The organism is Dyadobacter fermentans DSM 18053 (assembly GCF_000023125.1).
Classification (GTDB): domain Bacteria; phylum Bacteroidota; class Bacteroidia; order Cytophagales; family Spirosomataceae; genus Dyadobacter; species Dyadobacter fermentans.
This window is the reverse complement of sequence record NC_013037.1, coordinates 6911383-6932171: the sequence shown is the minus strand read 5'-3', so window position 1 is coordinate 6932171 and position 20789 is coordinate 6911383. Positions and strand designations below refer to the sequence as shown.

Genomic DNA, 20789 nt, shown 5'->3' with positions numbered 1-20789 from the left:
TTATCCCTATGATGAAGATTATTTTAAGCACACTGTTCGTAGTATTGGTCGCGGCGTCAGGATCTCAGGCACAAACTTTCACCGAAGAGACTAATAAATTCAGGAAACACTACAAGGAGGAGTTCCTGCATTCCGACAATTCCCCGCTCAAAGCGGCGGACCTGCCCTACTTGCAATTTTACGAGCCGGATTCGTCGTACCGCGTAGAAGCCCGTTTCGAGAAGGCCAAAGGCAAATCGTTCGAAATGCCGACTTACAGCGGCATGAACAAAACTTACGTTAAATATGGCGTACTGAAATTCAAAGTGAATGGCCGGAAGCAGAAGCTGACCGTTTACCGGAGCCTCAGCCTGCAACAGCTTGCCAAGTACAAGGATTATCTCTTTGTGCCTTTCAAAGACAGAACAAACGGTTCGGAGACGTACGGTGGCGGCCGCTACCTCGACCTGAAAACGACCGATTTGAAAGACGGCACCTGCATTCTCGACTTTAACAAGGCCTATAATCCGTATTGCGCATACAGCGCGGGTTACAACTGCCCCATCCCACCGATCAACAACCACCTGGCGATCGCGATCAGCGCCGGCGAAAAAAACTTCGCCCGGGAGCACACCGAGGCCAGCATCAAATAACACAAAGACTTGCAACGAAAAAGCGCCCGGCTGGAAAGTCGGGCGCTTTTTCGTTGTAAATGCTTTTTTAATCAGCCTTTCAATATTTCTTTCTGCTTCAAAATCCGTTCGAACACCTTAATGTCGTGCTCGGAAGTAAAGATCGAGAACGGCAAATGCAGGAACTGGCCTTTGGAAATCACGAGTACGTAAGCGTCTTTGTCTTTGTAACCTCCCAAAATCTGCTCCCATTTCATCACGCTGCCTTCCTTTTGGTTGAGCTTCATCAAGATCTGGCGGTTGTCGATTTCATAAGAAAACTTTTCGAACATCGGCTTGTATTGCGCGAGCTGCGTGATGCCGGTGAACTGGATGAGCCAGAAAAGAATGTAAAGAACTACCCCTACAAAAACGGTGATGTAAATCCACAAATTGGGATACACGCCGGTGAGGTTGATCACCGCGTTGATCAGGATGAGGGCCAATGGGACAAGTCCCCATTTGAGCTGCGTTTTGAAAAAGTAACGCATGGCCAGTGAAATGTATTTTTGGGTAGGTAAGGCGTACTTCTTGGTACGAACCGCGGCCGGGTTCGTAGGCATTTGATAGACGGGCTGGTGTTTGTTTACCGAAACTTTGGCCATAATTCTTTTTAAATTAACAATCTTCTCCTCTTGCGACGGCCTTTGAAACGCAGGCCGGGCAAAATGAAGTGCAAAGTTAGAAAAAAGCATCTGAGATATGAGAAAGGTCTGTAAATAAAAAACAGTTATGAGAAATTGGTGTAATTTGTCTTTACTAACTGCGTTGATGATTTGAAAAGCATCATTTTGAAGCCATATTCGGCCACCGATCACTGATACAAGAACTATCCGAGCTACATGAGTTTTCTTTTTCCGTCCTTCCTGTGGGGTTTACTGGCGATCTCCGTTCCGATTGCCGTGCACATTTTCAATTTCAGGCGGACGAAAAAGGTATATTTCACCAATGTGGCTTTTCTGAAAGCGGTTGAGACGCAAACGAAATCCATCCGGCAGATCAAACACTGGCTCGTGATGGCCGCCCGCATTCTGGCGATTGCGTGTCTCGCATTCGCGTTCGCACAGCCATTTATTCCCGCCGAAAGCAATGTGGCCGTCGACCGGCGAGGCATTACCAGCCTTTACCTTGACAATTCGCTAAGTATGGAAAGCGAGCTGAACAACAAACGCTATCTCGACATCGCAACCGGCCGTTTGGGCGATTTGCTGGGTTTGTTCAAAAATGCGACCTCACTCCAACTCGTTACCAACGACTTTTCGGCCCAGGAACAGGGCCTCTACCCCGCTGAAAAGCTCCGTGATCGCCTTACGACCATCGGGCTTTCGGGCACACCCCGCACGCTCGAACAAGTGTACAAGCGCCAGGAAAACCTGATGGCGCGCCATTCGCAAAGTGGTAAAAACCAGCTCTTCTGGTTTTCCGATTTCCAGAAAAGTACGGCGGGCGATTTATCAGCCGTTCAAACCGACTCCACGAACCAGATTTTCCTCGTGCCCGTGCAGGCCGAAGCCGAGAAGAATGTCTTTGTCGATTCAGCCTGGCTGAATACACCGTTTATCCGCGAGCTTCAAAACAATATATTGTTTGTAAAAGTCAGTAACTCGGGCAACCGTGAGGCGCGGAATGTGGTGCTACGGCTAAGCCTGGACAACACGCAGGCGTCGACGGCGTCGGTGAATGTACCTGCCAATGGCAGCGCTACCGCGAAATTCAACTTCAATCTGAAAGGAAAAGGCTATAAAAAGGGCCAGATCACGTTCGATGACTTTCCGGTCACCTTCGACAATGATTATTATTTCGTACTCAATGCCTCGCCGCTCATCCGCGTGCTGCATGTGTACGGGCAGAAGCCCGAGGGCAACTACATCGAAAATGTGTATGCCAACGACAGCCTGTTTACACTCCGGAGTTTCAGTGCGCAGAATGTGGACCCGGGTTTGATCAAAAACTCCGACCTGGTGGTGCTGGAAGGCGTTACGCAGCTGTCGGGCACACTTCCGCAGGACTTGCAGGATTTTGTGCGGCAAGGCGGCAGCCTGGCGGTGATCCCCCCTGCCGCACCGTCGGCCGACAATTACAGCCGCTTTCTGGGTGCACTAGGCATTACCGGCCTCACCGCCGAGAAGGCGCAAGCACCGCTTCCGCTGGCCGTACCCGATCGGAACAACCCGTTTTTCAGTGATGTTTTCGAGGAATCCATGCGGCAGGAAATGAATCTGAACCTGCCGGCCGCATCGCCGGTGTGGAACTGGGCGAAGGCCGGCCAACCGCTGCTGATGCTGCGGAACGGACAAACGTACCTGAACCAGGTGCTGGCCGGCTCCGGCAAAACCTACGTATTCGCCGCGCCGCTGAACCAGGAGAATGGCAATGTGGCGCAACACGCCATATTTGTGCCGGTGATGTATAAAATCGCCGCGTCGAGCGTGCGGCAGCAGCGCACATCATATACTTTCGACGAAAATCCCATCAGCCTGACCGTCGATAAGCCGAAGCCGAACTCGGTATACAAACTGCGCCGCAACAAAACGGAGATTATTCCCGTGCAGCGCGTTGCCGGAAACCAGCTCCTGCTTGAAATTCCACAGGGCGACCAGGCTGGTGACGGCCTTACCGCGGGGTATTTCGAGCTCGTGCTCGATAATAAAACGGAGCAAATCGTTGCCCTCAACCACAACCACGCCGAATCGAAGCTCCAGTATTACTCGCCCGACGAGCTGCGGGCCGCATTTTCGGGCAAGAAGAATGTACAGGTTTTCGATCGCATTGATGACGACGCCTTTTCTACCGCCTTTCAGCAACAAAACATGGGTATCAATCTTTGGAAATACTTTTTGTACGCTGCGTTGTTCTTCCTATTAGTCGAAATAGTTTTGATTCGATTTTGGAAGTAGTAATTATCGTGTGACGATTAAGCGGTTTGGGAAGCCAGTGGAGTGGACGTAAATTTGGGAAATGTTAAAAGACGCCACTATGAAAACAACTTCCCAAAACGACTCCGCCAACGGCGCTAAGCTGGCTGCGACCTATGAAGACCTCGAAGAAACGCAGGTGCGCCAGGTGAACGAGCCCGAATTCCATTATACACGCCTTGATCCCGCTGCCCACGGGCGCGTGATCTGTGAAGAGCTGACGCCCGAAGAAGAGGCGATGGCCAATGATCCCAATGTAAAGCCTTTTTCGCATGTGGGTGACTCGGCTGCTTATGTAAGGCGCATCCGCCGTGATTTCAGATGCTGAGATGCTTTTGCTCGATACGAATATCCTCATTGATTATCTGAGGGGAAAGCAGGCTGCCATCGAATTTATTGATTCTGCCAATAAGCGGCGCTTTGCCGTGAATACGGTTGTTGTTCTTGAACTTTATAATGGATGCCTGAACCGCGCGGAGCTGACCAAAATCCGGCGCTTGCTCAATGGCTTCATGCATTTCGAATTGAACGAAGCCATTGCACAAGCGGCCACGCGCATCGGCCATAGCTATGCATTGTCGCATTCGGTGAGCGCCCCGGACGCGTTGATTGCGGCTACCGCATTGGTTTATAATCTCGAACTGCGTACGGCGAACCTCAAAGATTTCAGGATGATTCCAGGCCTGAAATTGTCCAACGCATTGCAATAACCGCATATCTCAAATGTCGACTACTGATCTACCAGCGGTTCCGGGCCGACATTTGGCAAACATTCCCTTTTTTCTAAACCGTTTTTAAACCAATTTTGCGGGAAAATATCATTTTATAAATGCTTTCATCCCGAATAGGAATTCTCGGCGGCGGGCAACTAGGGCTCATGCTCCTGCAAGCAGCCGTTGACTGGAACCTCGATATTCACGTACTCGACCCCGACGCCGAAGCGCCGTGCCGCAAAATAGCGCCCCACTTCACGCAAGGCTCCCTGCAAGATTTTGATACTGTCTACAATTTCGGCAAAGACCTGGACGTCATTACCATCGAAATTGAAAAGGTAAATGTAGAAGCGCTCGAAGCGCTTGAAAAGGAAGGCAAGAAGGTCTACCCGCAGCCGTCGGTCATCCGTCAGATCCAGGATAAGCGTATTCAAAAGCAGTTTTACACCGAAAAGGCACTTCCTACCGCCGAATTTATCCTCACCGAAAACCGCCAGGACGTTTCAAACTTCATTTCGTTTCTTCCTGCATTCCATAAGCTCGGCAAGGACGGCTACGACGGCCGCGGCGTGCAAAGGCTCACTTCCGCAGCCGATCTCGACAAGGCCTTCGACAAGCCCGGCCTGCTCGAAAAAGCCGTTGCATTTGAAAAGGAGCTCGCGGTGATTGTAGCACGCAATGCCGACGGCGCTATCGAAACATTCCCTACGGTTGAAATGGTGTTCCATCCGGAGCATAATCTGGTGGAATACCTGTTCGCACCGGCGGAAATCAGCGCGGAAGTGAATGCGAAAGCGCAGGAAATCGCCCGTAAGACCGCCGAGGCATTCCAGATCGTCGGTTTGTTGGCTGTGGAGCTATTTCTTACGCCGGAAGGTGAAGTACTTATCAATGAAGTCGCGCCGAGGCCGCATAACAGCGGGCACCACACGATCCGCGCTAACGCCACGTCGCAGTATGAGCAACATTGGCGCGCAATCCTAAATCTTCCCCTTGGCAGCACGCATGCTTACGGCCCGTCGGCAATGGTTAATTTGCTGGGCGAGGATGGCTACGAAGGTCCGGCCGTTTATGAAGGCATGGAGAAATTGCTGGCCACACCCGAAGTGTTCCCGTTCCTTTACTGGAAAGCGATCACCAAGCCTTTCCGCAAAATGGGGCACATTACGATTATGGACACGGACATTGCTTCATTGAAGGCAAAAGCGGACTTTATCCAGAAAAATATCAGAGTAATCAGTCATAAAACGAATTCGTAAATATCAATGGTAGGGATTATCATGGGCAGCCTTTCTGACAGAAAGGTGATGCAACTGGCCGCAGACGCATTGACGGAGCTGGGCATTTCGTATGAGATGGAGATCGTATCCGCACACCGCACGCCCGAGCGCATGCTCGAGTACGGCGCTTCTGCGCGCAGCCGCGGGTTACGGGTGATCATCGCCGGAGCAGGCGGTGCGGCCCATTTACCGGGAATGGTGGCTTCGTTAACATCGCTGCCAGTAATCGGCGTGCCGGTGCTGTCGAGCAACTCGATCGACGGCTGGGACTCGGTGCTGTCGATCCTGCAAATGCCGGCGGGGGTACCCGTTGCCACGGTGGCGCTGGATGGTGCTCGGAACGCCGGAATCCTTGCCGCCCAGATCATCGGCGCAAGTGACGAAGCGGTTGCAAAACGGCTTGATGCATTCAAAGAAAGCCTTAAAGAGAAAGTGGCGGTGATGAACGAGGAATTGAAAAATCAACTTGGAAACTAGGTTGTCTTTATTATTTTCGTAGAAAATTAACTCCACTAAAAATAGAATCCGGCCAGATTATGGAAGACGAATTCCCCAAGAAAAGAAATATCCGTCCCACTGAAAAGTCGAATCTGCCTATTGTAACATTGCTGGTGTTGGTGCTGCTTGTATTGGCAATGCTGTACATCGGCTACGAATATATTTCCGACAGTTCTTCGAGCTCCGAGGAGCTTACGTCGGTAGTTGTGGATTCCACGCTGGAAGAAAACGCCGCCGAGACGATCAGCGACGAACCCGCACCGGCCGACGATCCGATTGAAGAAACTAAACCCGAGCCGGTGAAGGAAACGCCCGCAGCGCCCAAGCCTGAGGCCAAACCGACCGTATCGGCAGCTTCCATCGGCGGGGAGCAAATAACCCATACCGTTCGGAGCGGAGAAACGTTTTCGAGCATCGCATCGCGCTACAATCTCAAAACGGAAACGCTGCAAGGCCTCAACTCCTCCGTTCCAAACGTGAAGGCCGGTGTTACTAAACTGAAAGTGCAGGTTAAAGCCGTTCACACGGTAGGTCCGGGCGATGTACTTCGCGTTGTGGCCGGCAAATACGGCATTTCCAAAGAAGCGTTGATGAAAGCAAACGGCAAAACCCGCGATTTCTCTGAAAGAGGCGAAAAGCTGATCATCCCGTTCCCCGACAGGAAATAGTTTTACAAAACATAAAGCATAGAAGAAACCCGGAGCATCCCGCCCCGGGTTTTCTTTTGCACTGAATGAAGGGTTTAATACCTAGTTGTTGAATCCCCGGCCGCCTCCGCCCTGGCCGCGGTCGCCGCCGCGCGGGAAGTCGCCGCCGCCGTCGAAATCGCGTCTTCTGTAATTGCCTCCGTTGTTGGCCGGCGCCTTGCCGAAGTTGCGAAGCGTGTAGGTGAATGTGAGCATTGCATATTGCGTGAGCACACGATTGGTGACATCCTGCACGTACGTTTCAGTTACATTACGCGTAATGGAGTTGTTCTGTTTCAAAATATCGAATACCGTCAGTTTCAGCTCGCCGGCATTGTTTTTCAGGAATTTCTTACCGATGCTGGCATTCCAAAGGGTGAAGTTCTGGTTGAAACCTTCTCCTAGGCCGCGGTACGACTGGTGACTGACGTCGCTTTGTACCACAAATCCTTTTCCGAAGATCCAGTTGACGCGCCCGGTAATGCCCTGTGTGTAGTAATTGTTGTTCAGATTCGGCTGAATGCTGTTTCGCACCACATTGTAATTTCCTGAATATGAAACCGTAAAGTCGAGTTTATCGCTGATGTTACTGCTCACTACCAGCCCCTGCGAAATTGCGTACGTGTTCGAAAAGTTGGGCACGTAGTTGATCATCCCCGGCGATCTCATGTAGTTGAAACCAGTGGTAATGTTCAGGTTTAATTTCAATGGTGCAACAGGTTTTCCGAAGGCTAAAAATGACCGTGCATTCCAGCTGCCATCCACGTTGATCGGAGCGGTGAATCTGGCACCCCTTTCGAGAAACAGGCCGTTGGGGAGCGTCGTGGGTTCCTGTGCGATGAATGTCGAATTCACGATCGCATTGTTCGTTTGCGTCACAAAAATCATCGCATTGAGGCTGTAAGGGCGTTTGGCACCGGCGAGCGAATAACGGACGTTGAACATATTGCGGTATTCCTGTTTCAGATCCGGATTACCGGCGGTGAGCGAAAGCGGATTGCTGTTATCGACCACATTCTGCAACTGCGAAATCGACGGCTGGTTGGTCGAGCTCCGGAAGAATGCCCGGAATTGCGTGCCCGATTTCGAGCGGTAGTTGATCATCGCATTAGGCAGGATATTGGTAAAAGACTGATCCACCTTATTGTTGATCGGCGCCAGCTGCTGGCTGTACAGGCCGGTATTCTGGAAATCGACGCCCAGGTTCGCCGACCAGCTGTTTTTCCGGTAGCGATAGCCTAAGCCGGCGCGATTGGTCACGTAACGGTTGTCGAAATTGTTGGTCAGCAATGAGTCCAGATCCGAATAAGTGCCGTCGTCGTAGTTCAGATTGTCGGTATCACGGTTCGAATTACTGTTCTGCACCGTCAATCCGTAGTTGAATTGCAGCTGGCTGCTGGTGCTGATCGGCTCGGTGTACACGAGGTTTCCGCCCAATGTGATACCATCCGAATGTGTGAAGCTGCGCTGATCGATCGTATCGCCGCGCATGGCGGTGTCACCCTGTACCAGGTTATCGAAATACATATTTCGGGAATAAAGGTCCCGGCGGCCGTTTCTGTCGTTCAGCTGCGTGTTGAAATTCACCGAAACCGTGCGTCCTTTTTTCTCGAATGCGTGACGGAACAAAATATCGTTCGAGAAATTGTAGCCTTTATTCGAATTGCCCTGGCTGTTATCCGAGCTGTTTACCTTGCTTCCGTCGGAAGCGAGGGTCGTCAAACCGGCCTTTACGCTGCCCGAATGGTTATCCTGAAAGCTCAGCCGCGGTGTGATGATGAGCGAATTTTTGGGGTCGATATTGTATTCAATCCGGAAGTTCAGCCGGTGATTGGAGTTGGTGGTGTTGGTGCGGCTGTTTTCATTGTAAAACTGGTTGCTCGTGCCGCCTTGCAGAAAATACTCTTGCGAAAGGCCCTGCACATTGCTATTGCTCGTTCTGTTGAAGAAATAGCTGCCGCTGAGGTCTACCTTCCCGATTTTGTTGGCATAATTCAAGCCAAATGAATTAGTACCCGTGATCCCGCTCTGGTTGCCCACTAGAAAGTTGCCCGCCGAGCTGCCTCCGCCGCGGTTACCTCCGCCACCGCCACCCGACACGCCCAGCAGGTCCTGGCTGGAAAAGTTCTGATTATTGATATTATTGCTCAATCCGATCACCGATATACGCTGGTTTCCTTTAAAAAAGCTGACATTTCCTCCTGCCTGGTAGCGGTCGTCGAGCCCGTATCCGGCGAAAACCTTTCCAAACTGGCCCATCTTCTTGTCGGGCTTCGTCACGATATTGATCGTTTTCTGCGCATTACCGTCGTCAAAGCCGGTGAATTGCGCCTGGTCGCTGAGCTTATCGAACACCTCGATTTTATCCACCACTTCTGCCGGCAGTGATTTCAGCGTCAATGCGGCATCGTCGCCAAAAAACGGTTTACCATCCACCAAAACCCGGTTGACAGTCTCGCCATGCGCGGTGACAGTCCCGTTGGCAACCGTAATGCCGGGCATTTTCTGGATCAGGTCTTCGGTCGTAGCGTCGGGATTTGTTTTAAATGCAGCTGCATTGAATTGCGTGGTATCGCCCTTTTGTTCCATTGCGGTAACCTGCCCTACCACTTTCACTTCTTTCAGGTTCGCAACTGCTTCGGTAAGGGTAATGATGCCAAGATTTTCGGTGTCGTTGGCTATGGTGACAGCCCGGGTGAAATCTTTATAACTCAGGTAAGAGACTTTTACGAGGTAGGAAACCTGTTTGGTAAGGCCGGTAAAGGTGAACTTGCCGTTCACATCCGTCGTCACATATTCCGGTTTCGCGTCGGGGGCATTGCGCGTTACGGACACATAGGCACCTACTACGGATTCGCGGCTAACGCTATCGATGACCGTGCCGGTAATCTGCGCATTTTGCGCGAAGGCCGGAGCGGCAAAACCGGCGAGGAGGAGAACGAAGAATGTAAATCTGTTCATGACTGTAAAGGTTTATTGCTGGTTAGAGCCGCCTTGCCCAGCAAAGTTTAATGCACTATCGCAACAAACCCTTACAATCGACCGTTTCGGAGGTTTTAATAGACCAAAAGCCGGATTTTACCGACGAATCCGAAGCCGCTTTTAAGCCATTATTTCAGCCATTCGCCCAGCAAACCCTTGTAGCTGGCCAAAAATCGCTCATATGCCTTCTCCAACTGCGGGAGCGCTTCGGCAAGCGTACTCGTGTCGTCCGATTTGAGCCGCCACTCTGCATCGCGCGCAATTTCTGCAACCTGATGCACACCTACCGTGCCGCCGCTGCCTTTGAGCGTATGCAAATTGCTTTTCACCGTTTTGATATCGCCGGTTTTGTAAGCCTCCAATGCACCCGCCACCAATTCGTCCGATTCCGTAACGAAATCCTCGAATACCGACCATACGAGGTCGGCGCCGCCGATACCCGCCAGTTGGTCGATAATCTCCTTATCCAGCACAGGCGACATGGCCTCCTGCGCGATTTCCTTCTGTTTCTGTTCAAGTTTGCGGCCTTCGATGTTGCCCATGAGGTCTTTCACCTTCTGAACGAGCGTTTGTGCCCGAATGGGCTTGGCAATGTAATCGTCCATTCCCTGGCTCATAAAGCGATCGCGGTCCTCCTTCATCGAATAGGCCGTCATGGCAACAATCGGTGGAAGTCCTTTCGAAAAGCGCTTTTTAAGCTCCTGGGTCGTTTCCACCCCATCCATATCAGGCATTTGAATATCCATGAAGATGATATCATAGCCTTTCGCATCGGAATGGTACCGTTTTTCTACCATTTCGATCGCCTTGAAACCACTCTCCGCCATATCCGTCTCGCAGCCCGATTTTTTAAGGATCTCGTTGGCTACCTTCCGGTTCACGGCATTGTCGTCCACGAGGAGGATAGACGGGTGGTAATCGGTAAACACGTCCTCGATAGGCGTATCTTCAAGCTGCGTGACGGTGCCTACCTGGGCAATAGAAGTTTCCTTTGTTTCAAATGTAAACCAGAACGTGCTCCCCTCGCCCAGCGTCGATTCCACACCGATTTCGCCGTTCATCAATGCGCAAAGCTGTTTCGAAATGGCCAGTCCGAGACCGGTGCCGCCGAATGATTTGCGTGATGAGTTATCAAGCTGTGTAAATGAGGTAAACAGAATCTGCTTGTCGGTGGCGCTGATACCAATCCCCGAATCCTGCACATCTACCTTGATCTTGTGGAACAGACCATCCTTTTTGACCAATGTGAGAAAGACCTTCACAGAACCATTCTCTGTGAATTTCAATGCATTGGACGTGAGGTTGGACATGATTTGCAGCAACCTCGTTTGATCGGCGATGATGAATTTGGGAATGTCCGGTCCGACGTGGTAGCTCAGTGTATTGCCCTTGCTTTTGGCCGTTTGCCCGAAAAGCGACACCAGTTTGAGCAGCAGCTCTTCCACCGCAATCGGTGCTTCGTGCAGCTCCATTTTTCCCGCCTCGATTTTCGAAAGGTCAAGAATGTCGTTCAGAATGTTCAGCAGCGTTTCCGACGACCGTTTGATCGTTAGTACATAATCCTTTTGCTCCGTATTCAGCGGCGTTTCGCCCAGCAGGTCGATCATCCCGATCACGCCGTTCATCGGCGTGCGGATTTCGTGGCTCATGTTGGCCAAAAAACCTTCTTTTACCTTCAGGGAACGTTCCGCATGCTCCTTGGCTTTCAGCAATTCGAGTTCATTGCGTTTCAGTTCAGTAATGTCGCGGGCGAGAACCGCCACTTCGGTTGGTTTGCCTTTGTCATTCGTGAACATCAGCATATTGATCATAAACTGGCGCTCCGTACCATCTTTGCGGTACATCGTGATCTCGAAATTCCGCAGACTTTTGGTTTTCCGAAGCCGTATCAATGCAGAGTGAATGCGCTTTTTGTCCGCAAAAAACTCGGTAATCTTGTGACCGATCACTTCTTCCGGCAGATAACCCAGGCGTTTCAGCACCGACTGGCTGATCATCGTAATCTCGCCAAGGCGGTTGATCCGGCAATAAATATCCTGCAAGTTTTCAAAAATACCCCTGAAAAGCTCCTCACTGTGCCTCAGCGATAGTTCGGCCTCTTTCCGCCGGGTAATGTCACGGGCAATACCCGACACTTCTTCGATCACGCCGTCGGCATAGTGGATGGGGTTCAGGTAAAATTCGAGCCACATTTCGCCGGCATCCTTGCGGTCGATCTTAAATTCGAAATACTGCGGTTCGCCGCGCAATGCCTGCCGGTACTTCGTTTCGAGCGTGCGGCGGTTGCTGTTGCCCACCATCCGCCAGCCGAATTTCTCCGCGCTCGATTGCAGCGACGGCCGCACACCAAGCTGATTATGAATCAGATCCGCGTAGTTTCTGTTGAATGAAGTCAGTTGCAGCGACTTATTCACCGACCATATCAAATGCGAACTGCTATCGAAAATCGCATTTAAGCGCGCCAGGTATTTGCTCAATTCTTCTTCGCTTTGCTTCCTGGCGATGGCCATAGCCACCTGTCCGGAAATAAATTCCAACAATTCCAGGTCGCGGGTATCGAACATATTCGGATCATCATAAGACTTAACCCCGATAATACCCGTTACCCGGTCGCCAATACGCAAGGGCACGCACAAAAGCACTTTCGGCGTAACACCGTAGAGGTAAAGGCTGTTGGTTTTGGCCAGTTTTTCAATGTCCGTATCCGACAAAAACAACGGCTTATTGGACGCAATTGCGTATTCGGTCAAGCCATTGCCCAGTTTCCTTTTGGTAAACCGCACATTTCCCTTGAAATATTGATCCACATAATAAGGGAAATAAATGTAGCTTTTGCTCGGGTCGTAAAGCGCGATGAAGAAGTTGCGCACGTCGATGATCTTACCTAGTTCATCGTGGATACCGTGGTAAAATTCGTCAAGATTTTGCGTGTTGACCGTCCAGTTGGCAATGCTGTAATACAGGTTTTGCGCCTTCTCAGCCCTTATCTTTTCTGTAAAATCATTTAAAATACACCGGAATGCGGTCGGTTTGCCATTGTCGAAACGGCAGTTTACACTTCCGGCCACGAATACTTTCTTCCCGTCGCGGTTCATAAAAACCGCCTCGAAGCTTGGATTGGCGATACCTTGTTCGATCTTTTTCAGCTGTTCGAGCGCTTCCTCCTTGTGCTGGGGATGCAGAATATCCTCCATCCGCATGGACGCGATTTCGTCGAGCCCGTAGCCCAGCACCTCGCGCCAGGCTTTGTTAACGAAAATGAACTTGCCGTCGATCGCCACGAGCTGGATGAGATCGCTCGTATTATCCACCAGGTCCTGCAACTGCGAATTCGACTTGGCAATGGCGGATTCCATTCGCCGGCGACGTGTAATATCGTCGCCTACGAGGGTAATGCATTCAACGTCACCATTTTGCTGATGAATCAGCACGGAGTTGATCGAGAATGTGCGCAATGTCCCCTTTTGTGCCAGGAATGGCACCTCCCGCTGTTCCAGCTTCCGCTTGCCCTGTATACCCTCTTCGAGCATCTGCCGAACCTCGTGTTCCTCATCCCTCGGGATCAGCTTATCGAATATACTGAAACCCACCAGCTCCGACTCGTGCCAGCCGGTTTTCATGAGCGCATGCGGGCTCACGCTGCGGATCACAAAATCGGGCGAAAAAGTAATTCCGATCAGGTTTAAATGTTGAAGTGTGTGGTGAATAGTCTGCCAGTCGGTTTGGGATAAAATCAGTTCCATGGGTCCCGGTACAATCGCACTTTTAAGTTTCCTTCCAATTCTTTATTCGATAAATCTACGAATTAAGACGTAATTTTGGCTTGTGAAAATGAATTATAAAAAACCGGATGATTCCAAAGTGCGGGCCAAAAAACATCTGGGCCAGCACTTTCTGAAAGATTTGAATATTGCCCAGCGCATCGTCGACGGCCTGTCCGGCCACGGTGGCTACGACCGCGTTCTCGAAATCGGGCCGGGTATGGGCGTACTTACCCAATTTCTTTTACCTAAGACCGATTTCAGCACTTACGTCATCGAGATAGACACCGAGTCGGTCGCCTATCTCGAAAAGCACTATCCCGACCTGGCGCCGCGGATTATCGCCGGCGATTTCCTGAAATTCAATGCAGGCGAGCACTTTCCCGGCAAGTTCGCCGTCATCGGGAACTTCCCTTATAATATTTCCTCCCAAATCTTTTTCCGGGCCCTCGAAATCCGCGACCGCATTCCGGAGATCGTTTGTATGCTGCAAAAAGAAGTGGCGCAACGCATCGCATCGCCGCCCGGAAACAAGGACTACGGCATTCTGAGCGTGCTTTTGCAGGCATTTTACGACATCGACTACCTCGTATCAGTGCCTCCCGGCGCGTTCGATCCGCCTCCGAAAGTTCAGTCGGGCGTGATCAGGCTGCGCAGAAATGGGGTGAGTGCATTAGAGTGCGATGAAAAACTGTTTTTCAGGGTGGTTAAAACGGCATTCAACCAGCGGCGCAAAACCCTGCGGAATGCCTTGAAGCCGGTAGGCGAAATACCGTACCACCCGCTGCTCAACAAACGGGCCGAACAATTGAGCGTTCAGGACTTCGTTACGTTGACATTACTTGCGCAAAATGCGCAGGGATCAAACTAAACCCGTCCTGAAACAGTATATTAAGGAAGCTAAAAGCATTTCGCCAATCGCTAAAAGCTCATCACGATGACGTTCGAATTAACCCAGCTATACGTAGACCATATTCAGGAACTAATTGAAAGAGAGGACTCTGCGGCCATCAGGGCAGAAATGGAGAACCTCTTCGCGGCCGACATTACCAGCCTGCTCTACGAGCTGGAAACCGAAAGCGCCAAGTTCCTGATCAGCCAGCTGAACATCGAAACCGGCGCAGCCATCCTGGCCGATATGGACCGCGGCGAGCGTCGCGACTTCCTGAAAGCATTCACCTCGGAGGAAATATCGAAATTCGTGAACCTCTTCGATTCGGATGATGCGGTCGATTTGCTCAACGAGCAGCCCATTCGTGTTCGCGAGGAGGTGATTGCATTGCTTGAAGACCGCGAACAAGCGCGCTTCATCCTCGATTTGCTGCATTATGACGAGGATGTGGCCGGTGGTTTGATGCAGAAAGAGTTGGTGAAAGCGAATGTCAATTGGACTGTAAATCAATGCATTGAAGAACTTCGCACGCAGGCTGAGGACGTTGAGAAGGTGTATGCTGTGTACGTTGTGGATGATTTTGGAAAGCTGCACGGTATTCTGTCGCTGAAAAAAATCGTGCTGGCGCATAAGAACACAAAAATCGAAAGCCTGTACGACAAGGACGTAATTTTTGTCGAAACCTACCGTCCCGCGGAAGAGGTGGCCGAGCTCATGCGCCGCTACGACCTCGATGCGCTGCCGGTTGTGAATGTGCAGGGCAAGCTGCTGGGCCGCATTACCATTGACGATATCGTGGACGTTATCACCGACCAGGCCAGCTCCGATACCCTTGCTATGGCGGGTATTACCGGGGATGTAGAGGAAGACGACAGCATCTGGCAGCAAACGAAGGCGCGCCTGCCTTGGCTGCTGGTAGGTATGATGGGCGGGATTCTTGCTGCGAAATTCATCAGCTTTTTCGAAGGCGACCTCAAAATCATTCCTGCTATGGCCGCTTTCATTCCCATTATCGGCTCCACGGGCGGAAATGTGGGCATTCAGACGTCGTCCCTTATTTTGCAGGGCCTTGCCGATAAAACCGGTCTCGACACCTCGCTAGGCCAGCGCCTGATCCGCATGTTTGCCGTGGCATTTATCAACGGGCTCATTATCAGCGCCATTGTGTTCGGATTCAATATGCTCATCGGCAATGAGTTGCAGCTCGCCATGGTCGTTTCTGCGGCGCTAATGTCGGTGGTGTTTCTGGCTTCGTTTATGGGCACATTAACGCCCATTGTTTTGGAAAAAATCGGGATTAACCCCGCGGTTGCGTCCGGTCCGTTCATCACCACAGCCAACGACCTGATCGGCTACGGTGTCTACTTTGGACTGGCGCATTTGCTTTTAAAACTGTAAAAATCAGCATTCGCTGAGGCTGATGGGGATATTCACTGCCAGGCCTGCTTCGGAAGTCTCCTTGTAGCGATTGTTCATATCGAGGGCAGTCTGCCACATGGTACTAACCACATTATCCAGCGACACCTTCGCATTTCCGGGATTACTCTGCAATGCTAGCTGCGACGCGGTAATCGCCTTAATGGCGCCCATCGTGTTGCGTTCGATGCAGGGTATCTGCACGAGCCCGGCCACCGGATCACAGGTAAGGCCAAGATGGTGCTCCATGGCAATTTCCGCGGCCATCAGGCATTGCTCCACGCTCCCGCCGGACACCTGTGCCAGGCCCGCCGCAGCCATCGCCGACGACACGCCGATTTCTGCCTGACAACCGCCCATTGCCGCAGAAATGGTGGCCCCTTTTTTGAAAATACTGCCAATCTCCCCGGCCGTCAGCAGGAAGCGAAAAATATCCTCTTCCGTACCGCCGCAAAACGTGACATGAAATTGCAGCACCGCCGGAATGACGCCCGCGGCCCCATTGGTAGGCGCCGTCACCACGCGGCTGTACGAGGCATTCTGCTCATTCACGGCCAGCGCGAAGCAGCTCACCCAGTCGAGCGTATAATTGAAACCCGAGCCGCCATTCCTGATCAGCTCGACCCATTCATCGCACCCGGCGCAGGTATGGCCTTTCAGCAGCTTCTGGTTCAGTTCCGCGGCCCTGCGTTGTACATTCAGGCCTCCCGGTAGCACACCTTTATGCTGGCAACCGAGGAAAATACTATCCTGCATCACACGCCAGATGTTCAGTAAATCCTTCCGGATCGCCGCATCATCTTTCCAGACGCGCTCATTATCGAGCACCATTTCCCAAATCGGCTTCCCCGTGACCCGGTGCCATTCCAGCACATCCGACGCACGATCCACCGGATACGGAATATCGGCGGACAACATCTTGCCCGTTGCCTCCTTACCCTCCTGGATCACAAATCCGCCGCCGATGGAATAGTAGGTTTCCTCCACCACCTCACCATTTAGACAAACGGCCGAAAACCCCAGCCCATTCGGATGAAACGGCAAGGTTTCGGTTTTATGAAAAACGACATCTGTTTTGGGGCTGAAATGAATTTGCATCTCCCCATGCAGCATCAGCGATCCGCTGGCTGCAATATCGGCCAGAATCTGATCAATGGAGCTTGTTTCAATGGTCACGGGGTCATAACCGCTCAGCCCGAGGATCACGGCAATATCGGTACCATGCCCCCGCCCGGTTTTCGCCAGCGAACCAAACAAATGTACTGTCACTTTTTCGACGCTTCCGAGCAGCCCGCGCTCCTTCACAATCCCCAAAAACTGCTGCGCCGCCCGCCACGGGCCTAATGTATGCGAACTGGACGGGCCGATGCCAATCTTAAAAATGTCGAAAACGGAAATGCGTTCTGATGTCATGGGGTGAGGATAAGCGAAAAAATCACTTCTTGACCTGGCGGTTTTGAAGCTCCGGAGGCAGGGGCGCATTTTTGAGCATTTCTTTCGCCCTGGCCGTTTTTTCAGGAAATAGATCTACACCCACGTACTTGTCCAGTTCTGGGTTATATCTGCCGGTGTAATCGTCAGTCGAGAGGTCTACCTTTGTTAGTATTCGCCTTACCATCTTAACAATTTCCATAAGTTTAGAACAGTTTTGATACAAGAAAAGCTTCGTAATTTACATTCTTTTCGAAAGGAAACCACGTGCCACGCAGATATCCCCAGACTTTGTAAATTTGGCTTATGGCTTCGAAGTTGTTACCGATGATGATTCTGTACAACCTGTTTCTTGCCGCTGTGCTACCAGTAATATACACAGAAACTTCGGGATTTTTTGACAAAAAGGTCGCAGTGATTTTGATGACCGTTGCCAAGACTCTCTCCATATCCCCGTTGTCTGTGACGACCCGATCATCAAAGTCAACCCCATGATCTGTACAATCACCAAAACCCAAGTTAGCGATGTCATTTTGAATCATCTGAAACTTGACCATTTTAGTCACACTTTTATGCTTTCCCTTGCTAACAAATATATAGACTTCATCAGGGACGGCATATTCAAATTCATAGTGCGGTTCTTCCATTTGTAGTGAAGTGCGTGTAACCGGTGCTAAGGTTTTAATTATCTAAGTACACAGTATCTGGTTATACTCGATCAAAGTACCACCGGCCGGTTCCGCTGAACGATCGGCATTTCACAAAACCGACACGCTCACCGTAACAGATTCTCCCTTACTTTTGCCCCTAATCCAAAAACCAATACATTCAAACATGATTGCAGTAATCCAGCGCGTCAGCAGCGCTTCGGTGACTATCGACGGAAAAGTGAAGGGACAGATTCAAACCGGCTTTATGGTGCTGCTGGGCATAACACGTTCCGATTCGCAGGAGGATATCGAATGGCTGGGAAGGAAAATTATTGGCTTGCGCGTGTTTAATGATCAGGAAGGGAAAATGAATCTTGATTTAAAAGCAGTCGACGGTGATATCCTGCTGATCAGCCAGTTCACGCTGCACGCGAGCACAAAAAAAGGCAACCGCCCCTCATTCATCGAAGCCGCCAGACCGGAAATCGCAATTCCCCTCTATGAAAAGATGATCGCATTCCTAGGCCAAGAGGTCGGAAAGCCCATTCAGACAGGAAAATTCGGTGCGGATATGAAAGTGGCGCTGCTCAACGACGGCCCGGTCACCCTCGTCATCGACTCAAAAAACAGGATTTGACACTGAAATATTCACTCATTTCCAGTTCCACAGCAAATCATTCACACATTCCCCGTTACACAGCGGCTCATTCACACATTCACTCATTCCCCGTTCCACGGCGGCTCATTCACACATTGACTCATTCGATCATTCACTCATTCACTCATTCACTCATTCCCCGTTCCACGGCGGCTCATTCACTCATTCCCCGTTCCACGGCGGATCATTCAATCATTCAATCATGTCCATCCAAGAAGCACAAGATCAGGTTGATCAATGGATCAAAATTTACGGCGTAAGATACTTTTCAGAACTGACCAATATGACTATCCTCACCGAAGAGGTAGGTGAGCTCGCGCGCATTATGGCGCGAACCTACGGCGACCAGTCTTTCAAAAAATCGGATATGGGGAAAGACCTGGGCGATGAAATGGCTGACGTGCTATGGGTGCTGATATGCCTGGCCAATCAGACAGGCATTAATCTGACCGAGGCATTTGAGAAGAATCTCGCCAAGAAAACCGACCGCGATAAGGACCGGCATAAACAAAATACGAAGCTGCAATAAACCTCCTGCCAGTGTGCAGTCAGGATTGCTAAGCAGCACATTGCGCGAAGTTCTTAGCTGCAAAACAGAACAGGCCCGGAAATCCGGGCCTGTTCTGCATTTATTTTTCCGAAATGATAATATTAAATATCCAACAACAAACGGGTCGGGTCTTCGAGGAGCTGTTTCACGCGAACCAGGAAGCTCACTGAGTCTTTACCGTCGATAGTCCGGTGGTCGTATGACAGTGCCACGTACATGATCGGACGAACGACGATCTGGCCATCAATCACCACCGCGCGTTCAACGATATTATGCATACCGAGGATCGCCGATTGCGGCGCGTTAATGATCGGAGTTGAAAGCATTGACCCGAAAATACCGCCGTTGGTGATCGTAAATGTACCACCCGACATTTCATCGAGGCCCAGTTTACCGTCACGCGCACGAACCGCCAGACGAACGATTTCTTTCTCAACGCCCGCGAACGACAGGTTCTCAGCATTGCGGATCACCGGCACAACCAATCCGCGCGGTGTAGATACGGCTACTGAAATGTCCGCAAAATCGTTGTAAACCAGCTCTTCTCCGTCGATATAGGCATTCACGACCGGGAAGTCTTTCAACGCCACGGTTACCGCCTTCACGAAGAACGACATGAAACCAAGTCCTACCTCGTGTTTTTCTTTGAATTTATCTTTGAACTTCGCACGCAAATCCATGATCGGCTTCATATCCACTTCATTGAAAGTGGTGAGCATAGCCGTTTCATTTTTCACTGCTACCAGGCGACGGGCGATGGTTTTGCGCAACGACGTCATTTTCTCGCGGCGGGATGCACGGGCGCCCGCAGGAGCTGCGGCGGCAGGAGCAGCGGCAGCGGCCGGTTTAGCAGCGGCAGGAGCAGCAGCCGGAGCCGCTTTTTCAGCCTTCAATGCATCGTCTTTCATGATTTTGCCTCCTGAGCCGGAACCGTTTACATCTTTCGGATCGATTCCTTTTTCTGCCAGGATTTTCGCGGCAACAGGCGATGCGTGTTTCTCGCTGTAACCTTTATCAGCAGGCGCAGCAGCAGCCGGGGCCGATGCTTGCGGAGCTGACGAGGCCGATGCAGGAGCACCCTCCGTTTGCGCGATGGTACAGATCACCGCACCGATCGACAACGTGTCGCCTTCTTTTCCGACGATCGTCAATATACCGGCTGCTTCCGCAGGGAGTTCAAATGTCGCTTTGTCCGATTCCAGTTCGCACAGGATTTCGTCCACAGTCACGTAGTCACCATCTTTTTTGCTCCAAGAAGCGATTGTTACTTCGCTGATAGACTCTCCTACCGCGGGAACTTTCATTTCATACACCTGGCCTGTCGTAGCCGCTGGTGCTGCCGCGGGGGTTTCAGCTTTCGCCGGCTCGGGTGCCGGAGCTGCCGCAGGAGCCGATGCCGCCGCAGGAGCAGCCGCTTCTGCTTTCGGAGCTGTTGCTTTCGGTGCCGCGCCGTTGGCAGCTTCTATGGTCGCGATCAGGTCACCGATGTTCAATGTATCGCCTTCCTGTGCTTTAATATGCAATATACCTTCTGCTTCCGCGGTCAGTTCAAATGTCGCTTTGTCCGAATCCAGTCCGCAGATCACCTCGTCCATCTTCACAAAATCGCCATCATTTTTGAACCAGTTTCCTATCGTAACCTCGGTAATCGACTCGCCAACGGGCGGTACTTTTATTTCAATTTCAGCCATTTTATGTGCAATCTTG

General features: G+C 51.2%; 18 protein-coding genes. 11 read left to right on the top strand and 7 right to left on the bottom strand.

Features of this window, described 5'->3' with window-relative positions:
- Positions 1 to 8: 8 nt before the first annotated feature.
- Complete coding sequence (locus DFER_RS28790; protein WP_015815198.1) at positions 9 to 632, top strand: DUF1684 domain-containing protein; 624 nt, start codon at positions 9 to 11, stop codon at positions 630 to 632.
- Between the two features lie 71 nt (positions 633 to 703).
- Here DFER_RS28790 and DFER_RS28785 read toward each other — a convergent pair whose 3' ends face one another.
- The gene (locus tag DFER_RS28785) at positions 704 to 1255 is read right to left on the bottom strand and encodes a YcxB family protein (RefSeq protein ID WP_015815197.1); all 552 of its coding nucleotides are present in this window, start codon (positions 1253 to 1255) and stop codon (positions 704 to 706) included.
- Between the two features lie 237 nt (positions 1256 to 1492).
- Between DFER_RS28785 and DFER_RS28780 the strand changes: the two genes are divergently transcribed.
- The 6 genes from DFER_RS28780 (at position 1493) to DFER_RS28755 (ending at position 6724) form a co-directional block, all read left to right on the top strand.
- The gene (locus DFER_RS28780; RefSeq protein ID WP_015815196.1) at positions 1493 to 3547 is read left to right on the top strand and encodes a BatA domain-containing protein; all 2055 of its coding nucleotides are present in this window, start codon (positions 1493 to 1495) and stop codon (positions 3545 to 3547) included.
- 79 nt (positions 3548 to 3626) lie between these two features.
- A complete protein-coding gene (locus tag DFER_RS28775) occupies positions 3627 to 3893 on the top strand; it encodes a hypothetical protein (RefSeq protein WP_041735659.1) in 267 nt (88 codons plus the stop codon).
- Positions 3877 to 4275: a type II toxin-antitoxin system VapC family toxin gene (locus DFER_RS28770; protein WP_187293416.1), complete on the top strand. Its 399-nt coding sequence runs from the start codon at positions 3877 to 3879 to the stop codon at positions 4273 to 4275. The genes DFER_RS28775 and DFER_RS28770 overlap by 17 nt, the downstream gene beginning before the upstream one ends.
- A 119-nt stretch (positions 4276 to 4394) precedes the next feature.
- On the top strand, positions 4395 to 5537 hold the full coding sequence (locus DFER_RS28765; protein WP_015815193.1) for a 5-(carboxyamino)imidazole ribonucleotide synthase: 1143 nt from the start codon (positions 4395 to 4397) through the stop codon (positions 5535 to 5537).
- 6 nt (positions 5538 to 5543) lie between these two features.
- A complete protein-coding gene (purE, locus tag DFER_RS28760; RefSeq protein WP_015815192.1) occupies positions 5544 to 6035 on the top strand; it encodes a 5-(carboxyamino)imidazole ribonucleotide mutase in 492 nt (163 codons plus the stop codon).
- Between the two features lie 59 nt (positions 6036 to 6094).
- Complete coding sequence (locus DFER_RS28755) at positions 6095 to 6724, top strand: LysM peptidoglycan-binding domain-containing protein (protein WP_015815191.1); 630 nt, start codon at positions 6095 to 6097, stop codon at positions 6722 to 6724.
- Between the two features lie 81 nt (positions 6725 to 6805).
- On the opposite strand, the gene DFER_RS28750 is transcribed toward DFER_RS28755, so the two are convergent.
- On the bottom strand, positions 6806 to 9703 hold the full coding sequence (locus tag DFER_RS28750; protein WP_015815190.1) for an outer membrane beta-barrel protein: 2898 nt from the start codon (positions 9701 to 9703) through the stop codon (positions 6806 to 6808).
- 149 nt (positions 9704 to 9852) lie between these two features.
- On the bottom strand, positions 9853 to 13467 hold the full coding sequence (locus DFER_RS28745; RefSeq protein ID WP_015815189.1) for a PAS domain S-box protein: 3615 nt from the start codon (positions 13465 to 13467) through the stop codon (positions 9853 to 9855).
- A gap of 88 nt (positions 13468 to 13555) precedes the next feature.
- Here DFER_RS28745 and rsmA point away from each other — a divergent pair, with 88 nt between their 5' ends.
- On the top strand, positions 13556 to 14356 hold the full coding sequence (rsmA, locus tag DFER_RS28740; RefSeq protein ID WP_015815188.1) for a 16S rRNA (adenine(1518)-N(6)/adenine(1519)-N(6))-dimethyltransferase RsmA: 801 nt from the start codon (positions 13556 to 13558) through the stop codon (positions 14354 to 14356).
- A 66-nt stretch (positions 14357 to 14422) separates the two neighbouring features.
- Complete coding sequence (mgtE, locus tag DFER_RS28735) at positions 14423 to 15775, top strand: magnesium transporter (protein ID WP_015815187.1); 1353 nt, start codon at positions 14423 to 14425, stop codon at positions 15773 to 15775.
- 3 nt (positions 15776 to 15778) lie between these two features.
- Here the strand turns inward: mgtE and DFER_RS28730 are convergent, their stop codons facing one another.
- From DFER_RS28730 to DFER_RS28720, 3 genes are read right to left on the bottom strand one after another with little or no spacing between them, the layout of a single operon-like run.
- Positions 15779 to 17206 (bottom strand): L-serine ammonia-lyase, encoded by a 1428-nt coding sequence (locus DFER_RS28730; RefSeq protein WP_015815186.1) that lies wholly within the window; start codon positions 17204 to 17206, stop codon positions 15779 to 15781.
- A gap of 22 nt (positions 17207 to 17228) precedes the next feature.
- Positions 17229 to 17426 carry a hypothetical protein gene (locus tag DFER_RS28725; RefSeq protein WP_015815185.1) on the bottom strand — a complete coding sequence of 66 codons (198 nt, stop codon included), beginning with the start codon at positions 17424 to 17426 and terminating at the stop codon, positions 17229 to 17231.
- 4 nt (positions 17427 to 17430) lie between these two features.
- Positions 17431 to 17871: a DUF6934 family protein gene (locus DFER_RS28720; protein WP_015815184.1), complete on the bottom strand. Its 441-nt coding sequence runs from the start codon at positions 17869 to 17871 to the stop codon at positions 17431 to 17433.
- Positions 17872 to 18058: 187 nt separating this feature from the next.
- On the opposite strand from DFER_RS28720, the gene dtd reads away from it, so the two are divergent.
- Both dtd and DFER_RS28710 read left to right on the top strand, forming a co-directional pair.
- On the top strand, positions 18059 to 18511 hold the full coding sequence (gene dtd, locus DFER_RS28715; RefSeq protein WP_015815183.1) for a D-aminoacyl-tRNA deacylase: 453 nt from the start codon (positions 18059 to 18061) through the stop codon (positions 18509 to 18511).
- Between the two features lie 223 nt (positions 18512 to 18734).
- Positions 18735 to 19061 carry a nucleotide pyrophosphohydrolase gene (locus tag DFER_RS28710; RefSeq protein WP_015815182.1) on the top strand — a complete coding sequence of 109 codons (327 nt, stop codon included), beginning with the start codon at positions 18735 to 18737 and terminating at the stop codon, positions 19059 to 19061.
- Positions 19062 to 19183: 122 nt separating this feature from the next.
- Here the strand turns inward: DFER_RS28710 and odhB are convergent, their stop codons facing one another.
- Complete coding sequence (odhB, locus tag DFER_RS28705) at positions 19184 to 20773, bottom strand: 2-oxoglutarate dehydrogenase complex dihydrolipoyllysine-residue succinyltransferase (RefSeq protein WP_015815181.1); 1590 nt, start codon at positions 20771 to 20773, stop codon at positions 19184 to 19186.
- Between the last annotated feature and the right edge of the window lie 16 nt (positions 20774 to 20789).